24 protein-coding genes are annotated in these 22,331 nt (G+C 67.7%); 17 read left to right on the plus strand and 7 right to left on the minus strand.

Going from position 1 to position 22,331, the window contains the following annotated elements; genetic code table 11:
• Together ACYP33_RS01660 and ACYP33_RS01665 are read left to right on the plus strand one after the other, a co-directional pair.
• The coding region (locus tag ACYP33_RS01660; RefSeq protein WP_459619301.1) for a hypothetical protein at window positions 1–482 on the plus strand (482 nt) is incomplete at its 5' end.
• Between the two features lie 167 nt (window positions 483–649).
• The gene (locus ACYP33_RS01665) at window positions 650–1,501 is read left to right on the plus strand and encodes an NADPH-dependent oxidoreductase (protein ID WP_414447397.1); all 852 of its coding nucleotides are present in this window, start codon (window positions 650–652) and stop codon (window positions 1,499–1,501) included.
• 83 nt (window positions 1,502–1,584) lie between these two features.
• Here ACYP33_RS01665 and ACYP33_RS01670 read toward each other — a convergent pair whose 3' ends face one another.
• Both ACYP33_RS01670 and ACYP33_RS01675 read right to left on the minus strand, forming a co-directional pair.
• A complete protein-coding gene (locus tag ACYP33_RS01670) occupies window positions 1,585–2,304 on the minus strand; it encodes a UPF0149 family protein (RefSeq protein WP_459619303.1) in 720 nt (239 codons plus the stop codon).
• 100 nt (window positions 2,305–2,404) lie between these two features.
• On the minus strand, window positions 2,405–3,304 hold the full coding sequence (locus ACYP33_RS01675; protein WP_459619305.1) for a DUF817 domain-containing protein: 900 nt from the start codon (window positions 3,302–3,304) through the stop codon (window positions 2,405–2,407).
• Window positions 3,305–3,902: 598 nt separating this feature from the next.
• On the opposite strand from ACYP33_RS01675, the gene ahpC reads away from it, so the two are divergent.
• The 4 genes from ahpC to ACYP33_RS01695 all read left to right on the plus strand — a co-directional run bounded on the left by ahpC (window position 3,903) and on the right by ACYP33_RS01695 (window position 8,120).
• Window positions 3,903–4,466, plus strand: a complete 564-nt coding sequence (gene ahpC / locus ACYP33_RS01680; RefSeq protein WP_414439420.1) for an alkyl hydroperoxide reductase subunit C — start codon at window positions 3,903–3,905, stop codon at window positions 4,464–4,466.
• A 123-nt stretch (window positions 4,467–4,589) separates the two neighbouring features.
• Complete coding sequence (ahpF, locus tag ACYP33_RS01685) at window positions 4,590–6,182, plus strand: alkyl hydroperoxide reductase subunit F (RefSeq protein ID WP_459619307.1); 1,593 nt, start codon at window positions 4,590–4,592, stop codon at window positions 6,180–6,182.
• A gap of 352 nt (window positions 6,183–6,534) precedes the next feature.
• The gene (locus ACYP33_RS01690; RefSeq protein WP_459619309.1) at window positions 6,535–7,095 is read left to right on the plus strand and encodes an isochorismatase family protein; all 561 of its coding nucleotides are present in this window, start codon (window positions 6,535–6,537) and stop codon (window positions 7,093–7,095) included.
• Window positions 7,096–7,205: 110 nt separating this feature from the next.
• On the plus strand, window positions 7,206–8,120 hold the full coding sequence (locus tag ACYP33_RS01695) for a LysR family transcriptional regulator (RefSeq protein WP_414439423.1): 915 nt from the start codon (window positions 7,206–7,208) through the stop codon (window positions 8,118–8,120).
• Between the two features lie 84 nt (window positions 8,121–8,204).
• On the opposite strand, the gene ACYP33_RS01700 is transcribed toward ACYP33_RS01695, so the two are convergent.
• On the minus strand, window positions 8,205–8,582 hold the full coding sequence (locus tag ACYP33_RS01700) for an MAPEG family protein (protein ID WP_414439424.1): 378 nt from the start codon (window positions 8,580–8,582) through the stop codon (window positions 8,205–8,207).
• A 236-nt stretch (window positions 8,583–8,818) separates the two neighbouring features.
• Here ACYP33_RS01700 and ACYP33_RS01705 point away from each other — a divergent pair, with 236 nt between their 5' ends.
• From ACYP33_RS01705 to ACYP33_RS01730, 6 genes are all read left to right on the plus strand, one after another.
• Window positions 8,819–9,778, plus strand: a complete 960-nt coding sequence (locus ACYP33_RS01705) for an AraC family transcriptional regulator (RefSeq protein ID WP_459619312.1) — start codon at window positions 8,819–8,821, stop codon at window positions 9,776–9,778.
• 116 nt (window positions 9,779–9,894) lie between these two features.
• Window positions 9,895–10,461, plus strand: a complete 567-nt coding sequence (locus tag ACYP33_RS01710) for a carboxymuconolactone decarboxylase family protein (protein WP_459619314.1) — start codon at window positions 9,895–9,897, stop codon at window positions 10,459–10,461.
• Entirely contained in the window at window positions 10,458–11,543 is a 1,086-nt protein-coding gene (locus ACYP33_RS01715; protein WP_459619315.1) for an acyl-CoA dehydrogenase family protein, read from the plus strand. The genes ACYP33_RS01710 and ACYP33_RS01715 overlap by 4 nt, the downstream gene beginning before the upstream one ends.
• A complete protein-coding gene (locus tag ACYP33_RS01720) occupies window positions 11,540–12,337 on the plus strand; it encodes an ABC transporter ATP-binding protein (protein ID WP_459619317.1) in 798 nt (265 codons plus the stop codon). Before ACYP33_RS01715 ends, ACYP33_RS01720 begins: the two co-directional genes overlap by 4 nt.
• Before the next feature lie 54 nt (window positions 12,338–12,391).
• Window positions 12,392–13,582: an ABC transporter substrate-binding protein gene (locus tag ACYP33_RS01725; RefSeq protein WP_459619319.1), complete on the plus strand. Its 1,191-nt coding sequence runs from the start codon at window positions 12,392–12,394 to the stop codon at window positions 13,580–13,582.
• Complete coding sequence (locus ACYP33_RS01730) at window positions 13,575–14,411, plus strand: ABC transporter permease (RefSeq protein ID WP_459619320.1); 837 nt, start codon at window positions 13,575–13,577, stop codon at window positions 14,409–14,411. The genes ACYP33_RS01725 and ACYP33_RS01730 overlap by 8 nt, the downstream gene beginning before the upstream one ends.
• A gap of 311 nt (window positions 14,412–14,722) precedes the next feature.
• On the opposite strand, the gene ACYP33_RS01735 is transcribed toward ACYP33_RS01730, so the two are convergent.
• From ACYP33_RS01735 to ACYP33_RS01745, 3 genes are all read right to left on the minus strand, one after another.
• The gene (locus ACYP33_RS01735; protein ID WP_414447387.1) at window positions 14,723–15,787 is read right to left on the minus strand and encodes an L-idonate 5-dehydrogenase; all 1,065 of its coding nucleotides are present in this window, start codon (window positions 15,785–15,787) and stop codon (window positions 14,723–14,725) included.
• A 50-nt stretch (window positions 15,788–15,837) separates the two neighbouring features.
• Window positions 15,838–16,611 (minus strand): SDR family NAD(P)-dependent oxidoreductase, encoded by a 774-nt coding sequence (locus tag ACYP33_RS01740; protein ID WP_414447386.1) that lies wholly within the window; start codon window positions 16,609–16,611, stop codon window positions 15,838–15,840.
• A gap of 207 nt (window positions 16,612–16,818) precedes the next feature.
• The gene (locus ACYP33_RS01745) at window positions 16,819–17,835 is read right to left on the minus strand and encodes a 1-aminocyclopropane-1-carboxylate deaminase (protein WP_459619322.1); all 1,017 of its coding nucleotides are present in this window, start codon (window positions 17,833–17,835) and stop codon (window positions 16,819–16,821) included.
• Between the two features lie 197 nt (window positions 17,836–18,032).
• Here ACYP33_RS01745 and ACYP33_RS01750 point away from each other — a divergent pair, with 197 nt between their 5' ends.
• The 5 genes from ACYP33_RS01750 to ACYP33_RS01770 all read left to right on the plus strand — a co-directional run bounded on the left by ACYP33_RS01750 (window position 18,033) and on the right by ACYP33_RS01770 (window position 20,866).
• Window positions 18,033–18,557, plus strand: coding sequence for an Lrp/AsnC family transcriptional regulator (locus ACYP33_RS01750; RefSeq protein ID WP_459619324.1), 525 nt, complete (start codon window positions 18,033–18,035; stop codon window positions 18,555–18,557).
• Between the two features lie 247 nt (window positions 18,558–18,804).
• Window positions 18,805–18,936, plus strand: coding sequence for an HHHH-motif protein (locus ACYP33_RS01755; protein WP_414439435.1), 132 nt, complete (start codon window positions 18,805–18,807; stop codon window positions 18,934–18,936).
• Between the two features lie 281 nt (window positions 18,937–19,217).
• Window positions 19,218–19,442 (plus strand): hypothetical protein, encoded by a 225-nt coding sequence (locus ACYP33_RS01760; RefSeq protein ID WP_459619327.1) that lies wholly within the window; start codon window positions 19,218–19,220, stop codon window positions 19,440–19,442.
• The gene (locus tag ACYP33_RS01765; protein ID WP_459619329.1) at window positions 19,436–20,131 is read left to right on the plus strand and encodes a hypothetical protein; all 696 of its coding nucleotides are present in this window, start codon (window positions 19,436–19,438) and stop codon (window positions 20,129–20,131) included. The genes ACYP33_RS01760 and ACYP33_RS01765 overlap by 7 nt, the downstream gene beginning before the upstream one ends.
• 9 nt (window positions 20,132–20,140) lie before the next feature.
• A complete protein-coding gene (locus tag ACYP33_RS01770) occupies window positions 20,141–20,866 on the plus strand; it encodes an RES domain-containing protein (protein WP_459619331.1) in 726 nt (241 codons plus the stop codon).
• Between the two features lie 107 nt (window positions 20,867–20,973).
• Here the strand turns inward: ACYP33_RS01770 and ACYP33_RS01775 are convergent, their stop codons facing one another.
• Window positions 20,974–22,326, minus strand: coding sequence for a TRAP transporter large permease (locus tag ACYP33_RS01775; protein ID WP_414439439.1), 1,353 nt, complete (start codon window positions 22,324–22,326; stop codon window positions 20,974–20,976).
• Between the last annotated feature and the right edge of the window lie 5 nt (window positions 22,327–22,331).

Here is a 22,331-nt window from a genome sequence, read left to right on the forward strand (position 1 = left end):
ACACGCGACTTGGCGCGGGCCGCCCATCCCTGTACGACGACCCGCTCGCGGGCGACCCCGATACCGCCGAACGCGTCGTGCTGACGGCCGTGCGAACCTGGCTGCACCCCGAATGCGGCGGCAACCGCCAGGCTCGCCTCGCCCACACCTGGCGCGACGTGCTGGTGGAAGCCGGCCTGCATGCCGACGGCCTCGACCACTTCGACATGATGATGAACACGCTGGCCTGTTCATCGCAGCGCCCGCTCGACATGCGCTGCCGCTGCGCGCAGGACCTCGCCTACGACGAAGCGTCGCTGCTGCAGGCCATCGCGCATCTGCAGTCGACGCACGGCGAGGCCGCGATCGGCGTACTGAACGACTGGCTGCCCGCGTTCTCGGTCAGCGGCGTGCTGAAACTCACGCGCTGGTTCTCGATCGCGCTGCTCGATGCCGGGCTGGAGATCCGGGCGCGCGAACGGAACGTGACCTACATGCATTGACCGCACCGGCGCGCCAGCGCCGAAACCGCGGGAGAAACCGCGGGAGAAACGGCGAAATTGGCGAAATCGCCTGACGAAACGCTGTCGATCGCCCCGCGCATCAGCAGACAGCGCCCGTCTCGCATACCATGGCAGCCTTTTCATCGATGTCTGGAGACGCTTCCGGTATGAACGACACCGCTACGGCCACCGCCGATACCCGCCACGCACTGCTGCGCGAGCGCTACGGCGCCACCTGGGCCCCGCAGGCCGATGCCGCCGACGGCGCCGTCAACGACGTGATCGCCACGCTGCTGCGCCACCGCACGGTGCGCGCCTACGCCGAGCGCGCGCTGCCCGCCGATATCCTCGAAACGATCGCCGCCGCCGCCCAATCGGCGCCGACCTCGTCGAACCTGCAGGCGTGGAGCGTGGTGGCCGTGCGCGACCCCGAACGCAAGGCGCGCCTGGCCGTGTGCGCCGGCAATCAGAAGCATGTCGCCAAGGCGCCGCTGGTGCTGGTGTTCATCGCCGATCTGTCGCGCCTGCGCCGCGTGTCGGAGCAGGAACAGATGCCGGGCGCGGGCCTCGGCTATCTCGAAGCCTTCCTGGTGGCCGTGGCCGACGCCGCGTTCGCCGCGCAGAACACCGTGGTCGCGATCGAATCGCTCGGCCTCGGCTGCTGCTATATCGGCGGCATGCGCAACCAGCCCGAGGCGGTCGCGCAGGAGCTGGGGCTGCCGCCCGAGGCGTTCGCCGTGTTCGGCCTGACGATCGGCTACCCCGATCCGGCCGTCACCAACGACGTCAAGCCGCGCCTGCCCGCGCCGCTGGTGGTGCACGAGGAACGCTACACGGCCGAATCGAGCGCGCAACTGGCCGACTACAACGCGTCGATGGAAGCGTTCCAGCGCATGCAGCAGATGACGGAATCGGGATGGACCGGGCAGGCGTCGCGCCGCGTGCGCGGGCCGGAAGCGCTGTCGGGCCGGGATCGGCTCGCCGAGGCGCTGGCCACGCTGGGCTTCGGTCTGAAGTAAGGCGGGAAGGAAAAACGCGGGCGGGCGCGCCTTGCGCGGCCCGCCCGCGCAAGGCGGATCAGGATCGGGGCAAGCTGGGCGGATCAGTCCGGCTGGCCGTCGTCGCCGCAGCACTTCTTGTGCTTCTTGCCGCTGCCGCACGGGCACGGATCGTTGCGGCCGACCTTCGGCGCGTCGCGCTGGATGGTCTGCGCGAGCAGGCGCTCCTGCGTCGGGCCGCGATGCGGCAGCCAGAATTCATAGATCTTCACGACCGCCGGGGGCACCTGCTCCGAGAGCCGCTCGCGCTCGGCCGGCTGGTCGAGCAACGCGCGTTCGTCGTCGTCCAGATCGTCGCTGCCGAGCAGGCGCAGCGGACGCAGCATGGTTTCGGCGTCGGCGTGGTCGATCAGCAGTTGCCAGTCGTCCCAGCGCAGGCCCATGCCCTGGAAGAAGCCGTTGGCCCAGGCTTCGGCGTCGATGAACTCGTGCGTGCCGTTCTCGTCGTCCACCTCGTTGACGCTGAACAGCGGCGCGATCGACGACGGATCGGCTTCGAAGGTCTGCAGGATCGCGTTGTAGTGCCGCATCATCAGGCTGAAGACGTACTCGGCCTGCTCGTAGTTGGCGAAATCGGGCGCGTCGTCCTCGCTCGGCCCCCAGACGTCGGCCAGCCAGTCGGTCGGGGCGATCGTGGTCGGGCCGATCGCGATCGCGGTCAGGTAACCGTCGAGCATCTCGATCGTCATGGTGTTCTCCGACATGATGTCGGACGTCAGGAACTGGTCGAGTTCGTCGAGGGTCTTGTCGTCGGTGTGGGTCATCGCTGTGCGCCGCGCCGGGCGAGCGCGAACGATTCGCGAACGCACGGCGGAAATGGAAAACCGGCATTCTACCGCCGCGCGCCGGCCGCGCAATGACGATTCAGCCGCGAGGCGCCTCGCCCGCCGCCGCCGGCCATGTGCGCGGCGGGTTGACCAGCGTGACGATCACGTAGCTCATGATGGTCAGCATGAACCACGCAACCAGCTTGCTCGGCGACACCAGCGTCCAGCCGTCGCGCTGCGCGGGGTAGAGCCAGGCCTGGCTGAACGTGCCGACGTTCTCGGCCAGCCAGATGAACAGCGCGATCAGCAGGAACCCGAGCAGCATCGGCATGCGGTGATAGCGGCGGCTGACGCGGTAATACACATGGCAGCGCCGGAACGCCACGGCCACCAGCGCGATCAGCCCGTAACGCAGGTCGAACCAGTAGTGATGCGTGAAGAAATTCACGTAGATCGCCAGCGACAGCCCGGCCGTGACCGGCAGCGGCGGATGCCCCGTGAAGCGCAGGTCGAATTCGCGGATCGCCCGCGCGAGATAGCTGCCCACCGACGCATACATGAAACCGGTGAACAGCGGCACGCCGCCGATCCGAAGCACCGCGTACTCGGGATAGACCCACGAGCCCACCGCCGTCTTGAACACTTCCATCGCCGTGCCGGACACGTGGAACAGCAGGATCACCTTGACCTCGTCCCAGGTTTCGAGCCGCAGCGCGATCAGCGTGATCTGGATCGCCACGGCGGCGAGCGTCAGCAAGTCGTAACGTGACAGCGCCGCATCGCGCGGGTAGACGAAGTGCGTGGCGATCAGCAGGCCCACCATCAGCCCGCCGAACAGGCACACCCAGGCTTGCCGGAAGCCGAACACCAGGAACGTGTGCAGGCCCTGCGCCGCACCGCCGCGCAGGCGGGTGGCGGCGGTCACGCGCGCCGCCAGCGCTTCGATGGTGGCGTCGGCGCGCGAGCGCATCGCCAGGACAGGCGGATTGGTCGTCATCGGGCGACCTCCCATGCACATCTCGATGGCAGGCAGATGACTGCGCCGCGTTGTTGCCCCGATCGATTCATGTTCACCACGCGCTCTCGTTGTTGTCGGTCGTGCCTGCCGATATCGCGCCGTTTCGGCCGCCATCGCGGCATCGGCGTGCATCGGTTACGCAATCGCCCCGGGCGATTTCAGGAATGCGCGGCAGTATATCGGCCGATTTGTCGCCTTGGTCATTCGCCCGTCAAATCGTTCAGGCAGAAAACCGGGCGACATGCGAAGCAAGGCTGGACGAAATGCGCAGAATCGGAGAAAATCGCGCCACTCGCCTTATTCGCCGCGACATTGCGTCGCGCTGCGTACCCACTTCTCCGGGTAAGGCGGCGAACCCCGCGCGGCAAGGCTTTCCAGCCTGCCCAGCCTGCTTCTCCCGCCTTCGGCGCCCGGCCTGACGGCCCGGCCCGAGACACAGTCCGTCTCGAAGTCGGGACAGATAGAAAATCCCGATCCCGCTCATTGAAACAAGCAATTTCCCATTGCCCGGTCGAGTCGTCATACTTGCGTTTCCTGATCACCACCCGATCACCTTTTCACTCAAAGGAAACAGCAAATGCCGATCATCAACAGCAAGCTCCAACCGTTCAAGGCAAACGCATACCACAAAGGCGATTTCGTCACGGTCAGCGATGAAGATCTGAAGGGCAAGTGGTCGGTCTTCGTGTTCTACCCGGCGGACTTCACGTTTGTGTGCCCGACGGAACTGGGCGACCTGGCCGATCGTTACGCAGAATTCCAAAAGCTGGGCGTTGAAATCTACGGCGTGTCGACCGATACGCACTTCACGCACAAGGCATGGCACGACACGTCGGACACGATCGCCAAGATCGAGTACCCGCTGGTCGGCGACCCGACGCTGACGCTGGCACGTGCATTCGACGTGCTGATCGAAGAAGAAGGCCTGGCACTGCGCGGCACGTTCGTGATCAACCCGGAAGGCGAAATCAAGATCGCCGAAATCCACGACAACGGCATCGGCCGTGACGCTGGCGAACTGCTCCGCAAGGTGCAAGCCGCTCAGTACGTCGCATCGCACCCGGGTGAAGTGTGCCCCGCCAAGTGGACGCCGGGCGCAGAAACGCTGACCCCGTCGCTCGACCTCGTCGGCAAGATCTAAGCTTCCCCCAGCAGCAAGACGGTATCAAGGCGCCGCAAGGCGCTCGACAGTGCGGCCCGAACCGGGCCGCACGTCCCCTCGCCTCCGGCGAGCTGCCAAAAACACTACGGAATCCGAATTATCATGCTCGACGCCAATCTCAAGACCCAGCTCAAGTCGTACCTCGAGAAGCTCACCCGTCCGATCGAACTCGTCGCCTCGCTCGACGATGGCGCGAAGTCGCAGGAGCTGCTCGCGCTGCTGAACGAGATCGGCGAACTGTCGGCGCGCGTGAGCGTCATCGAACGCCGCGACGACACCGAGCGCAAGCCCTCGTTCACGATCGGCGAACCGGGCAAGACCACCGGCATCCGCTTCGCCGGCATCCCGATGGGCCATGAATTCACCTCGCTCGTGCTCGCCTTGCTGCAGGTCGGCGGTCACCCGCTGAAGCTCGACGAGTCGACGATCGAACAGATCCGCAGCCTCGAAGGCGATTTCTCCTTCGAGACGTATTTCTCGCTGTCGTGCCAGAACTGCCCGGAAGTCGTGCAGGCGCTGAACGTGATGGCCTTGCTGAACCCGCGCATCCGCCACGTGGCGATCGACGGCGCGCTGTTCCAGGATGAAGTCGACCAGCGCCAGGTGATGGCCGTGCCGACCATGTTCCTGAACGGCGAGAGCTTCGGCCAGGGCCGCAGCAGCGTGAAGGAAATCCTCGCCAAGATCGACAAGGGCGCCGGCGCCCGTGCCGCCAAGGAACTGGCCACAAAGGAAGCGTTCGACGTGCTGATCGTCGGCGGCGGCCCGGCCGGCGCGGCGGCGGCGATCTACTCGGCACGCAAGGGCATCCGCACCGGCGTGGTGGCGGAACGCTTCGGTGGCCAGGTGCTCGACACGATGGCGATCGAGAACTTCGTCTCGGTGCAGGAAACGGAAGGGCCGAAGTTCGCGGTGGCGCTCGAACAGCACGTCAAGCAATACGACGTGGACGTGATGGACGTGCAGCGCGCGACCAAGCTCGTGCCGGGTGCGCTCAACGAGATCCACCTCGAGAACGGCGCGGTGCTGAAGGCCAAGACCATCGTCCTGTCGACCGGCGCACGCTGGCGCGAACTGAACGTGCCGGGCGAACGCGAATACCGCAACAAGGGCGTGGCCTACTGCCCGCACTGCGACGGCCCGCTGTTCAAGGGCAAGCGCGTGGCCGTGGTCGGCGGCGGCAACTCGGGTGTCGAGGCCGCGATCGATCTGGCCGGTATCGTGCGCGAAGTGACGCTGATCGAATTCGGCGCCACGCTGCGTGCCGACGACGTGCTGCAACGCAAGCTGCGCAGCCTCAAGAACGTGACCGTGATCACCAGCGCGCAAACCACGGAAGTGACCGGCGACGGCCAGAAGCTGAACGGCATCGTCTACCTCGAACGCGAAAGCGGCGAGACCAAGCGCATCGATCTCGAAGGCGTGTTCGTGCAGATCGGCCTGGTGCCGAACACCGAATGGCTGAAGGGTTCGATCGAGCTGTCGCGTCACGGCGAAATCGTGGTCGATGCGCGCGGTGCGACGTCGATCCCGGGCGTGTTCGCCGCCGGCGACGTGACCACGGTGCCGTACAAGCAGATCGTGATCGCGGTCGGCGAAGGCGCCAAGGCTTCGCTGTCGGCCTTCGACTACCTGATTCGTCAGGACGTCGAACCGGCGCCCGCCGCCAAGCAGGCGGAAACCGTCGCCGCCTGATCGCGGCCCGGAACGCCACAACAGTTCTACCCTTCGCCCTCGCTCGTCATGCCCCCATGCAGCGAGGGCGCTTTTTCCAGGCCCGCCCGTTCGGCGGGCTTTGTCTTGTTGCGCGGGCATCGCTCGCCACACGCGCTTGACGCCGCCGCACGCCTGCGTCATTCTCGCGTTCATGAACGCACCGCGCCTCCATGCCACGACACCCACCACGACCGCCTTCGGCGGGTCGTGAGGTCGGCGCGCAGCAGTTCATTTCTGCCTGTTCCACCCCAAGGCCCCGCCAGCGATGCGGGGCTTCGTCGTTTCTGGACGCGCATTCCCCGCCTCGCCGGCATTCGATGGAGATGCCACGATGTCCGACCAACTCGGCCAACCCAGCCAACCGTTTCCCGCACGCGCCCTGCTGATCGTCGACATGCAGCACGGCCTGTTTCATGGCGCCGACGCGCCGTATGAAGGCGAGCGCCTGCTCGCGAACCTGCGCACGCTGATCGGCCGCGCCCGCGAGGCCGGCGCGATGATCCTCGCTGCGCGCCACGTGGGCGCGCCCGGTACGCCGCTCGCGCCGGACAGCGCGCTGGTGCAGTTGCTGCCCGAACTCGGCCTCGATCCGCAACACGACATCGTGTTCGACAAGCAACGCCCGAACTGCTTTTCCGGCACCGCGCTCGCCGCGCGCCTGGCCGAAGCCGGCGTGCGCGAGCTGGTCGTCGCCGGCATGAAGACGCAGTATTGCGTCGACACGACCTGCCGCGCCGCGCCCGAGCACGGCATCCGCCCGGTGCTCGCGGCCGACGCGCACAGCTGCATGGACACGCCCGTGCTGCCGGCCTCGGCCATCGTCGCGCATCACAACCTGACGCTGGCCGGACCGTTCGCCGACGTGCTCGCCACGCACGATTGCCATTTCTGAACGATGCGCTTGCACCGCGCGCCACGCTGCAACACGGCGCGCGACGCAAGTGCTACGCTACGCGCGGCAATGCATCCGCGTTGCCCTCCCCCGATGACTCAGGTTCCACCATGTTGCGTGCCGGCCTTTCCGAATTGACGGCGTTCGTTGCGATCGCCGAACAGCGCAGTTTCCGGGCCGCCGCACTCGCACTGGCCGTCTCGCCGTCGGCACTCAGCCATTCGATGCGCAGCCTGGAGGCGCGGCTCGGCGTGCGCCTGTTCAACCGCACCACGCGCTCGGTCGCGCTGACCGAAGCCGGCGAGCAGTTGCTGCGCCGTGTCGGCCCGGCGCTCAGCGATCTGGAAAACGCCGTGGACGAAGTGGCCACCGCGCAGAATCGCCCGGCCGGCTCGGTGCGCATCAGTGCTTCGGAGTCCTCCACACGGCTCCTGATCCGCCACGTGCTGCCCGGCTTCCTGCTGCGTTATCCGGATATCCACGTGGAATTCGTTACCGACACGCGGCTCATCGACATCGTGGGCGAAGGCTTCGACGCCGGCATCCGCGTGCTCGACGACGTGCCGCGCGACATGATCGCCGTGCGCTTCGGGCCGGAGATGCGCTTCATCGCGGTGGCCTCGCCGGCCTATCTGGCGCGCCACCCCGCGCCCGAGCGCCCGGCCGACCTGATGCAGCACCGCTGCATCCGCTTCCGTTTCGAGAGCGGCGCGATGTATCGCTGGGATTTCCAGTCGAACGGCAAGACTAGCAGCCTCGACGTGGGCGGCCCGATGACGCTCGGCAATATCAATTCGATGATCGAGACGGCGCTGGCCGGCATCGGCGTGGCCTGGGTGCCCGAGAACCAGGTGGCCGAGTATCTGGCCGACGGCCAACTGGTGGCGCTGCTGCGCGAATGGAGCGTGGCGATGCCGGGGCTGGCGCTGTACTACCCGGCCAACCGTCATCCGCCCGCGCCGCTGCGGCTGTTCGTGCAGGCGGTGCGCGATTGGGTGTCGGGCGACGCGCCCGAGAAGGTTTGAGGCAATTGAGGCAAGCATGACGACCCGGCCCGCACGCCGGATCGTTGCACGCGCAACCTCATGCTGTGTGCGATGCGCGCACGATCACGGCGACGGCGCGACGAAGAACAGCCAGACCACGCAGATCATCGACGCGAACCACACCAGCGAGCGCAGCGACGCCCAGTTCGCGACGTAGCACACACCGTGCAGCACGCGCGCGACGACGAACGCCGTGGCCAGTTGATCGACGCGCACCCCGTTCGCGCCGTTGTGCCAGGCCACCACGAGCGCCGCCGTAAACAGCGCGAGCGCTTCGAGCGCATTCTGATGCGCGCAGACCGCGCGGCCGCGCCAGCCTTCGAGCTTCGCCAGATACGCGCGCGGCGCGGTATTGTCGTAGCCCTGGCGCGCCTTCGCGCACACGGTCCATACAAACGGCAGCAGCACCACGATCAACAGGCAGGTCTGCGAAGCAATCATTCCGGTCTCCTATATTGACATCGAGCAATGACAAGATCCGGCGCAGCTTAGCATCGGCGCGGGCGGCCGCCGTACAGAAAAACTAGACGGGTTCCTCTGCCGCAACGCGGAAACCCCCGGCCCGGCATGCTTATCACCCTGGCGCATATGCTTCATCCCAACGCTTCTTTGGCCGTGCCGCCGCCGGGCGCTAAGCTAAGTTCCCCTTTTTTCGCGCATCGCCGTCGCACCCGATCATGCCGACCACCGTTGAACGCGCCGCCGACTGGCTGCTGTCCGGGCTGGAACTGCGCAGCACGCTGTTCCACGCGGGCCGTTATTGCGGCGTCTATCAGGCCTCGACAGCGGGCCATCAGCGCGCGAGCTTCCATCTCGTGCTGCAGGGCGAATGCTGGCTGCATCTGCCGGCCACGCCCGCGCGAGCGGCGCAGAGCACCCGGCTGACGGCCGGCGACGCCGTGTTCCTGCTGCACGACGTTGCGCATTGCCTGTCGCCAAGGGAACGCGCACCCGAGGCCGACGAACTCGGCCAACGGCTCGGCACCATGACGGCGCTCGAGGCCGACGCCTCGGCGGGCAGCGTGGGCCTGGCCTGCGGTTTCTTCAAATTCCGCTCCGATCTCGGCGACGCGATCCACGGGCTGCTGCCCGACCACATCATCGCGCGCCACGACGACGCCCGCCTGGCCGGCGCGCGCGTGGTGTTCGACTTGATCCGCGAGGAAGTGCGCCGTACCCCCGATGCGCCCTCGCCGCTCGTCGACCGCCTGACCGACGTGCTGTTTTTCTACGCACTGCGCAGCATCGCGAGCGCCGACAGCTTCGCGCCGGGGCTGTGGTCGGTGATGCGGCGCGCCGAATTCGCGCCGCTCGTCAATGCGATCATCGCGAGCCCCGCCGACGACTGGACCACCACCTCGATGGCCGGCTTCTGTCACATGTCGCGCGCAAGATTCTGCAAACAGTTCGCCGATGCCTGCGGCCAGCCGCCCGCGCAATTCCTCGCGCTGCTGCGCATGAAGGTCGCCGCCGAACTGCTGCGGCACGGCGCGTCCACCTGGGATGCGGCCGAACAGGTCGGCTATCGTTCCGAATCGGCCTTCGCGCAGGCCTTCAAGCGCGTGACGGGCCTGCCGCCCGGCGCGTGCCGCCGCGAGCGCATGCAGGACGCCTCGGTCTACGCACCCATGCATTGAGCGGCGCCGCGCCCGAGACGAATCCGCAGGAAACGCAGACGGGGCCGCATTGCCCGCTGCCGCCGGGCGCCGCCACAATGGCCGTCCGAACGATTTCCGCTGTTTTCGAGGACACCATGGCACGTCTGCCGCTGCACACCGTCGATACCGCTCCCGAAGCGAGCCGCCCCTATCTCGAGCAATCGCTCGCGGCAAACGGCTTCCTGCCGAACCTGGTCGCCTCGCTCGCGAACGCGCCGGCCGCGCTCGAAACCTATCTGACCGTGGCGGCGATCAATGGCCGCAGCGGCCTGTCGCTGGCCGAACGCGAGGTGGTGCAGATCACCGCCGCCGCGATCCACGGCTGCGGCTTCTGCGTCGCCGGCCATACCGCCGTGGCGCTGAAGAAGGCGCAACTGCCGGCCGACCTGGTCACGGCGATCCGCGACCAGTCGCCGATTCCCGACGCGCGGCTCGCCGCCGTGGCCGACTTCACGCGCGCCGTGATCGACACGCGCGGCAACGTGTCCGACGCCGCGCAGGCGGCGTTTCGCGAAGCCGGCTTCAGCGACGCGAATGCGCTCGAAGTGATTCTCGGCGTCAGCCTCGCCACGCTCTGCAACTTCGCGAACAACTTCTCGCACAACGCGCTCAATCCGCAGCTCGAAGCCTACCGTTGGGAACCCAAGGCACAACCGGCATGACCTCGCTCACCAGCACGCGCAACACCGGCCTCGGCGACTGGCTCGACGCGCACGCCGAATCGCTCGACACCGAACCGGCGCACGCCGCCGAGGTGCTGCCGCGGCTCGCGCGCGCGGGCCTGAGCGCGATCGGCGTGCCGGCCTCGTCGGGCGGCGCGGGCGGCAACATCGCCGATGCGATCGACGCGGTCGCGCAGGTGGCCGGCCATTCGCTGGCCGCCGCCTTCGTGCTGTGGGGCCATCGCACCTTCGTCGAATACCTGCTGCAAGGCGACTGCGCGCCGTTGCGCGAACGCTGGCTGCCGGCCCTGATCGACGGCACGACCGCGGGCGCCAGCGGCCTGTCGAACGCGATGAAATACCTGTCGGCGATCGAATCGCTGCAGATGCGCGCGACGCGGCATGCCCAGGGCTACGCGCTCGACGGCAGCCTGCCGTGGATCACCAACCTGCGCCCGGCAGGCTTTCTGGCCGCCGCCGCGTTCGAGCACGACGACGGCGCGCCGCCCTCGATCTTCGCGCTGCCGCACGACGCGCCGGGCCTGCAGCGCAGCGACGATCTCGATCTGGTGGCGCTGCGCGGCAGCAATACCGCCGCGTTGCGCCTGGAAGGCGTCGTGCTCGACGCCGCGTGGCGCATCACCGCCGACGCGCCCGCGTTTCTCGCGCGCCTGCGTCCGGCGTTTCTCGGCCTGCAATGCGGCATGTCGCTGGGGCTCGCGCAGCGTGCGCTGACGGCGGCATCGGCCGGCGGCGACGCTTCCCGCGAGGCGATCGCGGAAGAGATCGACGCACTCGCCGCCGAATTGGCGACGCAACGCACGCAATTGCTCTCGGGCGTGCTCGACGGCCGCTTTCTCGCGCAACCGGCCGCGCTGTTCGAATTGCGGATCGCGCTGGCCGGCACCGTGAACGCCGCCGTCGGCTTCGAAGTGCAGGCCAGCGGCGGACGCGGCTACCTGCGCGGCAGCGGCGGCACCGCGCGGCGCGTGCGCGAAGCGGCGTTCGTGCCGATCGTCACGCCGAGCCTCGTGCAGTTGAAGACCCAGCTCGCGCGCCACCGGCAGGCCGACGCGGCATGAGCGGCGCGCGCCTGGAAATCGGCGGCCTCGCGCTGCGCTACGCGAGCCGCGAGGTGCTGCACGGGGTGGATCTGGTGGTCGAGCCCGGCGAGATCGTGGCGCTGCTCGGCCCCAGCGGCTGCGGCAAATCCTCGCTGCTGCGCGCGATCGCGGGCCTCGTCGCACCGAGCGCGGGCGCGGTGCGGCTCGACGGCGAACCGATCGCGGGGCCGCGCGCCGACGTCGCGCTGGCGTTCCAGCATCCGGCCCTGCTGCCCTGGCTCAACGTGGAACGCAACGTCGCGTTCGGCCTCGCCTTTGCCAGGCAAGCCCCGCTCACGCGCGAGCAGCGCAAGTCGCGCGTGAGCGACGCGCTGCACGCCGTCGGCCTCGAACACGCGCGCCACTGGCGGCCGACGCAACTGTCGGGCGGCATGGCGCAGCGCGCCGCGCTGGCCCGCAGCCTGGCCCGCGAGCCGCGCGTGCTGCTGCTCGACGAGCCGTTCGGCGCGCTCGACGAAGTCACGCGCGCCGGCATGCAGCGCCTGCTGGTTTCGATCGTGCGCCGCACCGGCGCCACCGCCGTGCTCGTCACGCACGACATCGACGAGGCGCTGCGGGTGGCCGATCGCATCGTGCTGCTCGGCCACGGCCGGCTCGCGGGCGAATGGCCGGTGAGCGTCGCGCCGCCGCGCGAGTCCCAACTGGCCGCGCTCGGCGCGCTGCGCGTGCCGATCCTGGCGGCCCTGCACGCGGCCATGCCGTCCGCCGCCTTCCTGTCCGAACCATCCGATTTGTCCGATTTGTCCGATTGATTGCCCCGGCCGATCGTTCCGATCGACCGACTCCACCACGGTGAATGCCTGACGATGTGCGATATCCCGATGTCCCGCCGCGAGTGGCTCAAGCTCGCCACCCTGTTCTCCGTGGCCGGCGCCGCGCCGCTGCTCCATACGCTGAATGCGCGCGCGGCGGCCGAGCCCGACGCGCCGGTCCGGATCGGCTACCTGCCGATCCTCGACGCCGCGCCGCTGCTGGTCGCGCATGCCAACGGCCTGTTCGACGCGGCCGGCGTGAAGGCCGAGAAGCCGGTGCTGCTGCGAAGCTGGGCGCAGCTCGTCGAGGCCTTCCTGTCCGGGCAGGTCAACGTGGTGCACCTGCTCTCGCCGATGACGCTGTGGGCGCGCTACGGCAGCCGCGCGCCGGCCAAGGTGGTGGCCTGGAACCACGTGAACGGCTCGGCCCTCACGGTCACGCCCGATATCGGTTCACTGGCCGATCTCGGCGGCAAGACGGTGGCGGTGCCGTTCTGGTATTCGATCCACAACGTGATCCTGCAGGACATGCTGCGCAGCCAGGGCCTTACGCCGGTGCTGCAGAAAGGCGCGACGCCCGGGCCGAAGGAAGTGGCGCTGATCGTGATGGCGCCGTCCGACATGCCGCCCGCGCTGGCCGCGCGGCAGATCGCCGGCTACACCGTGGCCGAGCCGTTCAACGCGGCGGCCGAGCAGCTCGGCATCGGCAAGATCCTGCGCTTCACGGGCGACGTCTGGCGCAACCACGCCTGCTGCACGATCTTCATGCACGAACAGGACCTGACGCAGCGCGCCGGCTGGTCGCAAAAGGTGGTCGACGCGATCGTGAAGGCGCAGCTCTGGACCCGCGCGCATCCGCAGGAAGCGGCCCGGCTGCTGTCGAAGGAAGACGAGCACCACTACACGCCGCACGCCTCCGCCCTGCTCGGCCGCGTGCTCGCGCCGCCCGCCGGCGACGCCGGCCGCTACCTCGGCGATCGCGCGATCCGGCATGCCGACTGGCACTCGGGGCGCATCGATTTCCAGCCATATCCGTATCCGAGCTACACCGAGGAACTGGTGCGGCGCCTGAAGACGACCCGCACCGAGGGCGCGAGCGGGTTCCTCGCGCAGCTCGATCCGGCCTTCGCGGCGCGCGACCTGGTGGACGACCGGTTCGTGAAGAAGAGCATCGAAGCGGCGGGCGGCATGGCTGCCTTCGGCCTGCCGGCCGGCTATACGCGCCAGGAGACGATTCTTGTCTAGCGTGCTGCCCGTCGATCCGGCCGCGCCACGCGCGGGGCAGGCGCCCGGTGCGCGGCGAGCCCGCGCTCGCGCGGCCCTGCTCGGCGTGGCGGGCCTGGCCGCCGCGCTCGGCCTCTGGTGGCTCGCCGTGGCCACGCTCGGCGGCAGCAACGCGATGCTCGCGCAGTTCTCGCCGTGGCGCGCCTGGCAGGCGCTGCCGGCGCTGATCCACGACGATCAGTTGCTCGGCCACGTCGCCACCAGCCTGCGCCGCATCGCGGCCGGCCTCGGCTGCGCGCTCGTGGTGGGCGTGCCGGTGGGCTTCGCGATCGGCAGGCTGCGCTGGCTGGAGCAGGCGCTGTCGCCCACACTGCAATTCCTGCGCATGGTGTCGCCGCTGTCGTGGATGCCGATCGCGGTGATGTCGCTCGGCGTGGGCGATCGCTCGGTGATCTTCCTGCTCGCCTTCGCGGCGGTGTGGCCGCTGATCCTCAGCACCGCGGCCGGCGTCGTGCAGCTCGATCGCCGCTGGATCGAACTGGGCCACAGCCTGGCCGCCACGCGCGCCGAAATGCTCTGGCACATCTACGTGCCCGGCATCGCCGCGCAAGTGCTGACCGGGGTGCGGCTCGCCATCGGGATTCTGTGGATCGTGCTGGTGCCGGCGGAAATGATCGGCGTCAGTTCCGGGCTGGGCTATTTGATTCTCGACACGCGCGACCGGCTCGCCTATTCGGAACTGACCGCCGTGATTCTCGTGATCGGCGTGCTCGGCTTCACGCTCGACCTGGCGGCCCGTGCGCTGGCCGCCAGGCTGAACGGCGGCCACGCGCCCGAGGACGGACGCTGAGGCAGGGGCGCTGGGTACGGACTCCGAGGCACGAACTTCGACGCACTGACTCCGAGGCGCGGCCCCTGACGCACGGACTCTGAAGCACGGGCTCCGAGGCGCGGCCCCTGGCGCACGGACTTTGACGCACGGCCCCTGAAGCACACACTTCGATGCACGGGCTCCAAGGCGCGGCCCCTGGCGCACGACTCTGAAGCACGAACTCCAACGCACGGGCTCCGAGGCGCGCCCCCCGACGCACGACTCTGAAGCACGAACTCCAACGCACGGGCTCCAAGGCGCGGCCCCTGACGCACGGACCGCCGCGGCACTCACGCGTCGAGCGCCGCCTCCTCGAAGTCGATCAGCACCTTCATCGCGCGGCGGCGGTCGCCGGCCAGCGCGAACGCCTCGTTGGCCTCGCGCGCCGGGAACACACGCGTGATGGCCGGCGCAAGATCCACGCGGCCCTCGTTGATCAACTGCACCGCGAGCGCGAATTCCGAATGGAAGCGGAACGACCCGCAGATCGTCAGCTCCTTGGCCACCACCACGTTCTGCGGAATCGCCACGTCACCACCGAGGCCGAGCTGCACCACCACGCCGCGCGGGCGCAGCGCATCGAGCCCGTCGCGCAGCGCGCGCTCGTTGCCCGAGCACTCGATCATCACGTCGAACGTGCCCTTGTCGGCCGAGAACGCCCGGGTCCATTCGGGATCGGCGGCGACGTTGATGGTGCGATCCGCGCCGAGCGCCTTCGCCACGGCCAGCGGCTCGTCCACCACGTCGGTGGCCACCACCTCGCGCGCGCCGTGCGCCTTCGCGGCGGCCACCGCCAGCGCGCCGATCGGCCCGCAGCCCGACACCAGCACGCGCCGCCCGATCAGCGGGCCGGCGCGCGACACGGCGTGCAGGCCCACCGCGAACGGCTCGGCCATCGCGGCCAGCGTGAACGGCACATGGTCGGCCACCTTCACGCACTGCACCGCGTCGCACACGAGCGCGCCGCGAAACGCGCCCTGGATGTGCGGCATGCGCATCGCGCTGCCGTAGAAGCGCATGTCGAGGCACTGGTTCGGCAGGCCTTCGAGGCAGAACTTGCACTTGCCGCACGGGCGGCTCGGGTTGACGGCCACGCGGTCGCCCACGCGCACGTCGGTCACGCCCTCGCCCACTTCCACCACCGTGCCGGCCACTTCATGGCCGAGCACCATCGGCTGCTGCAGGCGGATCGCGCCGAAGCCGCCGTGCCGGAAATAATGCAGGTCGGAGCCGCAAATGCCGCCCATCGCAACCTGCACCCGCACCTGGCCGGCGCCCGGCGTTTCGACTTCGCCGGCTTCGTAACGCAGATCGTTCGGTGCGTGAATGACGAGACACATGCAACGCAGTTTCATGGGGCGTCCTCCTGTTTCTTCGGGTTCCTGAAGGATAACGTGTGCGTCGCTCATACCGTGCTCGTCAGGCCGCCGTCGACGAACAAGGTCTGGCCGTTGATGAAATCGGCCGCCGCCGAGGCGAGAAACACCGCCGCGCCGCACAGCTCGTCGACGCGGCCCCAGCGGCCGGCCGGGGTGCGCTTGCAGATCCAGTCGTTGAACGCCGGATCGTTGACCAGCGCCTGATTCAGTTCGGTTTCGAAGTAGCCCGGCGCGAGGCCGTTGGCCTGGATACCGTGGCGCGCCCAGTCCGCGCACATGCCCTTGGTCAGCATCCGCAGCGCGCCCTTCGAGGCCGCGTACGGCGCGATCGAGGGCCGCGCGAGTTCGCTCTGCACCGAGCAGATGTTGACGATCTTGCCGTGGCCGCGCGCGATCATGTGGCGCGCCACCGCGCGCGACACGATGAACGCGCCGTCGAGATTGACGCGCATCAGCGCGTGCCAGTCGTCGTCCGCGAACTGGTCGAGCGGCGCGCGGCGCTGGATGCCGGCGTTGTTGACGAGGATGTCGATCGGGCCGACCTCGGCCTCGAACGCGTCGATCGCGGCCGTGGCCTGCGCCGAATCGGTCACGTCGAACACCGCGGGCGCGGCGTCGAAGCCCTGCTCGCGGAACGTGGCGGCCAGCGCAGCCGCCTTCTCGGGATTGCGATCGTTGATCGCGATGCTGGCGCCGGCTTCGGCGAGGCCGCGCGCGAGTGCCAAGCCGATGCCGCGTCCCGACCCGGTCACGAGCGCGCGGCGCCCGTCGAGCCGGAACAGGCGATTGACGTCTCCCATGCCTGTTCTCCGTATCTTTTGTGTGCACGCCGCGCGCGGCCGGGAATCGGCGCGCTGCGGCGGTGCGCCAAGTAAACAACATGCCGCCGCGCCTCGCCAATGCTGTTTGCTGATGGCGTCATCACGAATCGTGATCGAAGCGCGAAGGGCCGGCGACGCAACGCGCCAGCCGGCCCTTGGGGCGATGCCGCTACTGCCGCTACCGCATCAACCGTCGCGGAACAAGTAGCTGTAGGCGCTCAACGCCGGCACGCCGCCCAGATGCGCATACAGCACCTTCGAGCCGGCCGGGAACTCGCCGAGCCGTACTTTCTCGATCATGCCGTGCATCGATTTTCCTTCGTACACCGGATCGGTCAGCATGCCCTCGAACTTCGCCGACAGGCGGATCGCCTCCAGCGTGCCCTCGCTCGGCAGGCCGTATTCGGGGCCGCCGAAGCGCTCGTCGAGCACCACGTCGGCCTCCGTGATCGCACGGCCCAGCTCGACGCGATCGGCGGTGCCGCGCGCGATGCGCAGGATCTGCTCGCGCGTCTGCGCCGGCTTGGCCGAGGCGTCGATGCCGATCACGCGATCGGCGCGCCCGTCGGCCGCGAAGCCCACCACCATGCCGGCCTGCGTGCTGCCCGTGACCGAGCACACCACGATGTAGTCGAAGCGGAACCCCAGCTCGGCTTCCTGCGCGCGCACTTCCTCGGCAAAGCCCACGAAACCGAGGCCGCCCAGCGGATGCTCGGAGCAGCCGGCCGGAATCGGATACGGCTTGCCGCCGCTGGCGCGCACGTCGGCCATCGCCTCTTCCCAGCTCTTGCGGATGCCGATGTCGAAGCCGTCCGGCACCAGCCGCACGTCGGCGCCCATCATGCGCGACAGTTGGATATTGCCGACCCGGTCGTACACGGCATCGCTGTAGTTGACCCAGTTCTCCTGCACCAGCACGCACTTCATGCCGAGATGCGCGGCCACCGCCGCCACCTGGCGCGTCTGGTTCGACTGCACGCCGCCGATCGACACCAGCGTGTCGGCGCCCTGCGCGATCGCGTCGGGGATCAGGTATTCGAGCTTGCGGGTCTTGTTGCCGCCGAACGCGAGGCCGCTGTTGCAGTCCTCGCGCTTCGCGTACAGCTCGACCTTGCCGCCCAGATGCGCACTGAGCCGCTTGAGCGGCTGGATCGGCGTCGGGCCGAAGGTTAGCGGGTAACGCGGGAATTTCTGAAGGTTCATGCTGCGCTCCTTGGGCGATGGATTCGGTCGTGGCGCGCGGCGCCGGCATGGCCCGGCGCCGTCGTGCGGCTGTCATCGAAACGACCCGATCATCGTAGAAGCGATCGAACGAACCAGGGTTGCGAATAAATTGTCGATTTTCGATGTTTGGAAAACAGATGGATAATCAGGCGGAATTTCATTAGGAAAACTCACCCATGTGCGCAACAAAACGAACATCGGAAAGCACGACGTCCGCCCGGGCCAAGGCCGAGGCGGCGGGCGCCGCACTGGACCGCACCGACCGCGCGATCCTGCGGGCGTTGCAGAAGGACGCCTCGGTCTCGAACGTCGCGCTCGCCGCGCGCGTGAACCTGAGCCCGCCGGCCTGCCTGCGGCGTGTCGAGAAACTGAAGGATGCGGGCCTGATTCGCGGCGTGGTGGCGTTGCTGGAGCCGAAGGCGCTCAATGCCGGAATGCTGGTCATGATCGGCGTGGTGCTCGATCGCTCCACGCCCGAATCGTTCGCCGCGTTCGAGAAGGCCGCGCAGAAGGTGTCGGGCTGCATGGAATGCCATGTGGTGACCGGCGAGTTCGATGCGTTCATGCTGGTGCGCACACGCGACAGCGAAACCTTCAACCGGCTGCACGCCGAGCAATTGCTCTATCTGCCCGGGGTTCGGCAGATCCGCACGTTCGTGGTCCTGAAGGAAATTTTGTCGACCACGCAGTTTCCGATCTGAAGCGGTCGGAATGCCCATGAGCGCCTGTGACAGGGCCATGACCAGTCGCGAATATTCACGACCGAAAGCCAATTGAATGCTGTTTTAAATGGATGGTTACAAACCGTTGCACCTGAAATAAGCCGGCTTCGTATCATCGAGTTCGTTCGGCAACGAACCCGGATCACGCAAGCCCATCGATGACGTCGGCCGCCACGACACGGCGTATCCGGTACTACAACCACACTATTCCGTTCAGGACATCTCCATGAAAAAAACGCTGCTCGCATCGGCCCTGGCCGTGACGCTCGCCCTCCTCGTGACGAACGCGGAAGCCCGCCCGCACAAGGTTTGCCATTTCGATCACCACCACCATCGCAGCTGCCACTGGGTGCATTAAGCGTTACGCAGGCTGATCGAAACCGGCCGTCGCAACGATGGCCGGTTTGCCCGCACCACGCGGCGCACGTCACTACCCATGCTTCGCCATCCGTAGCAAACCTTCCGCTCTCCCCGCCCGCTTTCCCATTTCGCACCCTGTAGCCGCTCGTCACCTGCCGTTCGTGCCGGATGCTATGTCACGTCCACATCGAGTATTTGAGAAAAACGGGATAAATGGGACAAATGAGAAATATGCTAGAGTCGTGACTCCTTCATGCTTTCCGGGCTGGAAACACCGACATGTCGAACCGGGATCGAGCGATCGCCCTGTCCGCCAACGAGTGCGGCAGGATCAGGAAAACCGTTCTGTCGGAACTCGACGCCACCCGCGACAGGCTGGCCCGGGCCGACAAATCGCTGTCGCGCGCCGTGCCCGAAGGAGCCAAGCGCGCCGCACTGCTCGCGCGCCTCGAAGCTGAACAACATAACGTCGCGCCGCTCACGGCGCCCCCCTCGGTTTGCTGAAGGAGCTGCCCATGGAACTCGCAACCCGCAGAAAAAAAACCGCAACGCGTGCCGACCTGATCGCACTCGCAACCGGGCATTACTCGGGCGACCCGGAAAAGCTGCTCGACCGCGTGGCGGCGGATCTGCTGTGCGGCGCCTCCGCCGAACTCGAACGCAAGCACTTGGAGCGCGACGACATCCTGCTCCAGGCCACGATGCGCAGTGCATTGGCCGCGTCGCTGCGCAAGATTCTCGGGCTGGAGCGATCGCATTCGCGTGCGGCATCGGTCGCGCAACAGGGTTTGCCGGTTTCCAGATTGAGCCCCGAGGAGGTACTCGAGCAATCGGGCATGTCCAGGAGCACGCTTTACCGCGGTGACGGCACACGCTTCTACAGCGTCATCCCGGCAGGCATGCAGAACGGCCGCGCCTACCCCGCCTGGCAATTCGTCGGCGACATACCGTCGATCATGCCCGGCGTGCTTCGCATCCTCCAACGGAAGTCGAGAACACGGATTCACGGCTTTTTCCTGACCGAGCAAGATTCGCTGAACGAACTGTCGCCCGCGGAAGTGATCGCCGGCCTGCCGTTTGCCGATCGCGGCCCCTTGGCGCAAGCGCAAACGCGAATGCTCGGTCTTTCGCAAGGCGCACGGCTCGACAAGGTCATCGCACTCGCGAAGCTCCAGGCCGAGGATCCCGACTGAGACTGCAATGTGAGCAGGCCAACCCTCATCGATGCACCGCTTCCGGGCTATCTGACGGAGATCGTCCCAACCACCGAAGCCATTCTTCGCGCCCTTGACGGCCGCACCTATACCTACCATCCGAGCCAGGTGTTCGTGCGCGCCATCGACAACGAGAAGTACGTCGCCACGGCATCACCGTTCACCCCTCACCGGTTCGGGCCGCCGCTCGAACTCGTGCGTCGCGACCATCGCCTGCCGTTCACCTGGCTCTACCTCGCCACGGACGACGCGGTCGCGGCCTGGGAGAGCCAGCTCGTGCGCAACAACCGCGGCGCGGGCAACGGCTTCCATGTGTCGCCGCAAGCCCTCGATCACGGCGTGATCGCACGGGTCCGCTTCGCCAGGCCGCTGGTGCTCTGGCATCTCGGCCTCGACCACTGCAGCCGGTTGGGCATCCACGACATCATCGGCTCGCCCGATCACGAAGCCTGCCAATGGCTCGGCCTGCGGCTGCGCAACGCGATGCTGACGCTGGCCGCCGATGCACGTCCCGACGGCTTCGTCTACCCATCGCGACGCGTGCACGGCTACCCGGCACTGGCGCTCGGCGATTGGGCGACGCCCGCGCTGTTCGGCCGGTCGCGAATCTCGATGGAGCGCTTCGACGGCTCGGCCATTCATCGGCATTTTCTCGACGACCCGATGCTGACCGATGGTCCCGATGCCGATGCGCCGCCCTTGATCCGGCTCTGATGCACGACGCCCCATGAAAAACGCCAGGCGCGGATTCCTCCGCGCCTGGCGTTTTGCTTTGCACCGGCCCGAACCCTCACTCGGGCCGGCCAATCATTCGATCAGAATCAGAACACCGGGTGCCCGCTGATCACGCTCGGCAGCCAGGTCGAGAAGAACGGCCAGTAGGTCACGATGTTGATCGCGCTGAAGATCGCCAGGTAATACGGCCAGGCCGTCTTGGTGGTCTCGCCGATCGACACCTCCCCGATCGCGCAGCCCACGAACTGCACCGAGCCGATCGGCGGATGCACGAGGCCCAGCGAGCAGTTCAGCAGCAGCATGATCCCGAACTGCACCGGCCCCACGCCGCACGCCATCGCGATCGGCAGGAACAGCGGCGTGGTGATCAGGATGTGCGCGGCCATGTCCACGAACGTGCCGAGGAACACCTGCAGGATGTTGATGTACAGCAGCATCAGCCACGGCTGCGCGTTCGATTGCAGCAGCAGGTGCTCGATCGAATCGGGAATTTCCAGGTACGACATCTGGAAGCGCAGCATGTTCGATACGGCGATCAGCAGCAGCACCACGCCGGTCGTGCGCGCGGCGTGCGACAGCGCGCGCATCAGCTTCTTCATGGTCAGCGTGCGGTAGATGAAGATCGTCAGCACCAGCGAATACACCACCGCGATCGCGGCCGCCTCGGTGGCGGTCGCAATGCCCTTGGCCACGCACACCAGGATGATCGCGATCACGCCGAGGCCCGGCAACGCGCCGGCGAACGCACGCGCCACCGCAGCCCAGCCCGGGAACTTCTGCAGCGCGGTGCTGCCGTCGGCGCGGCGCGGATAGCCGTAGCGGCGCGCCTGCCAATAGGCGGCGAGCAGCACGAAGCCCATCACCCACAGCACCGGCAGCAGGCCCGAGAACAGCAGGTCGCCGATCGACACGCCGCTCACGCGCTGGCCGTTGAGCATGCCCACGATGCCCTGCGCGGCGAACGCGTAGATGATCATGTTGGTCGAGGTCGGCATCAGCGCGCCGGCCAGCGAGGCGTGGGTCGTGACGTTGACGGCGTACGCGGCGCTGTAGCCTTCGCGCTTCATCAGCGGAATCACCACGCCGCCCATCGCCGAGGTGTCGGCGGTCGGCGAACCGGACACGCCGCCGAACAGCGTGCAGGCCACCACGTTGGCCATGCCGAGGCCGCCGCGGAAGTGGCCGACGATCGCCTGCGCGAACTTCAAAATGCGGTCGGCGATGCCGCCGTGCAGCATCAGTTCGCCCGAGAAGATGAAGAACGGCACCGCCAGGAACGAGAACGCGTTCATCCCGGAGATGACCGACTGCATCGCGGTGGCGATCGGCAGGCCCTCGGCGAGATAGGTCGCGACGCAGGCGAGCCCGAGCGCGAACGAGACGGGCACCCCGAGAAACAGCAGCAGCAGGAAGCTGATGGAAAGGATTGCGAGTTCCATGTTGG

This window comes from Burkholderia sp. 3C, assembly GCF_054589155.1.

Excerpts from the sequence above, each read along its gene's own strand:
- ACYP33_RS01705 (WP_459619312.1), top strand. The coding sequence starts at position 8,819 with ATGCCGACCACCGTTGAACGCGCCGCCGACTGGCTGCTGTCCGGGCTG.
- ahpF (WP_459619307.1), top strand. The coding sequence starts at position 4,590 with ATGCTCGACGCCAATCTCAAGACCCAGCTCAAGTCGTACCTCGAGAAG.
- ACYP33_RS01740 (WP_414447386.1), bottom strand. The coding sequence starts at position 16,611 with ATGGGAGACGTCAATCGCCTGTTCCGGCTCGACGGGCGCCGCGCGCTC.
- ACYP33_RS01755 (WP_414439435.1), top strand. The coding sequence starts at position 18,805 with ATGAAAAAAACGCTGCTCGCATCGGCCCTGGCCGTGACGCTCGCCCTC.
- ACYP33_RS01670 (WP_459619303.1), bottom strand. The coding sequence starts at position 2,304 with ATGACCCACACCGACGACAAGACCCTCGACGAACTCGACCAGTTCCTG.
- ACYP33_RS01695 (WP_414439423.1), top strand. The coding sequence starts at position 7,206 with ATGTTGCGTGCCGGCCTTTCCGAATTGACGGCGTTCGTTGCGATCGCC.
- ACYP33_RS01675 (WP_459619305.1), bottom strand. The coding sequence starts at position 3,304 with ATGACGACCAATCCGCCTGTCCTGGCGATGCGCTCGCGCGCCGACGCC.
- ACYP33_RS01710 (WP_459619314.1), top strand. The coding sequence starts at position 9,895 with ATGGCACGTCTGCCGCTGCACACCGTCGATACCGCTCCCGAAGCGAGC.
- ACYP33_RS01735 (WP_414447387.1), bottom strand. The coding sequence starts at position 15,787 with ATGAAACTGCGTTGCATGTGTCTCGTCATTCACGCACCGAACGATCTG.
- ACYP33_RS01725 (WP_459619319.1), top strand. The coding sequence starts at position 12,392 with ATGTGCGATATCCCGATGTCCCGCCGCGAGTGGCTCAAGCTCGCCACC.
- ACYP33_RS01690 (WP_459619309.1), top strand. The coding sequence starts at position 6,535 with ATGTCCGACCAACTCGGCCAACCCAGCCAACCGTTTCCCGCACGCGCC.
- ACYP33_RS01775 (WP_414439439.1), bottom strand. The coding sequence starts at position 22,326 with ATGGAACTCGCAATCCTTTCCATCAGCTTCCTGCTGCTGCTGTTTCTC.
- ACYP33_RS01745 (WP_459619322.1), bottom strand. The coding sequence starts at position 17,835 with ATGAACCTTCAGAAATTCCCGCGTTACCCGCTAACCTTCGGCCCGACG.
- ACYP33_RS01720 (WP_459619317.1), top strand. The coding sequence starts at position 11,540 with ATGAGCGGCGCGCGCCTGGAAATCGGCGGCCTCGCGCTGCGCTACGCG.
- ACYP33_RS01760 (WP_459619327.1), top strand. The coding sequence starts at position 19,218 with ATGTCGAACCGGGATCGAGCGATCGCCCTGTCCGCCAACGAGTGCGGC.
- ACYP33_RS01715 (WP_459619315.1), top strand. The coding sequence starts at position 10,458 with ATGACCTCGCTCACCAGCACGCGCAACACCGGCCTCGGCGACTGGCTC.
- ACYP33_RS01700 (WP_414439424.1), bottom strand. The coding sequence starts at position 8,582 with ATGATTGCTTCGCAGACCTGCCTGTTGATCGTGGTGCTGCTGCCGTTT.
- ahpC (WP_414439420.1), top strand. The coding sequence starts at position 3,903 with ATGCCGATCATCAACAGCAAGCTCCAACCGTTCAAGGCAAACGCATAC.
- ACYP33_RS01665 (WP_414447397.1), top strand. The coding sequence starts at position 650 with ATGAACGACACCGCTACGGCCACCGCCGATACCCGCCACGCACTGCTG.
- ACYP33_RS01750 (WP_459619324.1), top strand. The coding sequence starts at position 18,033 with ATGTGCGCAACAAAACGAACATCGGAAAGCACGACGTCCGCCCGGGCC.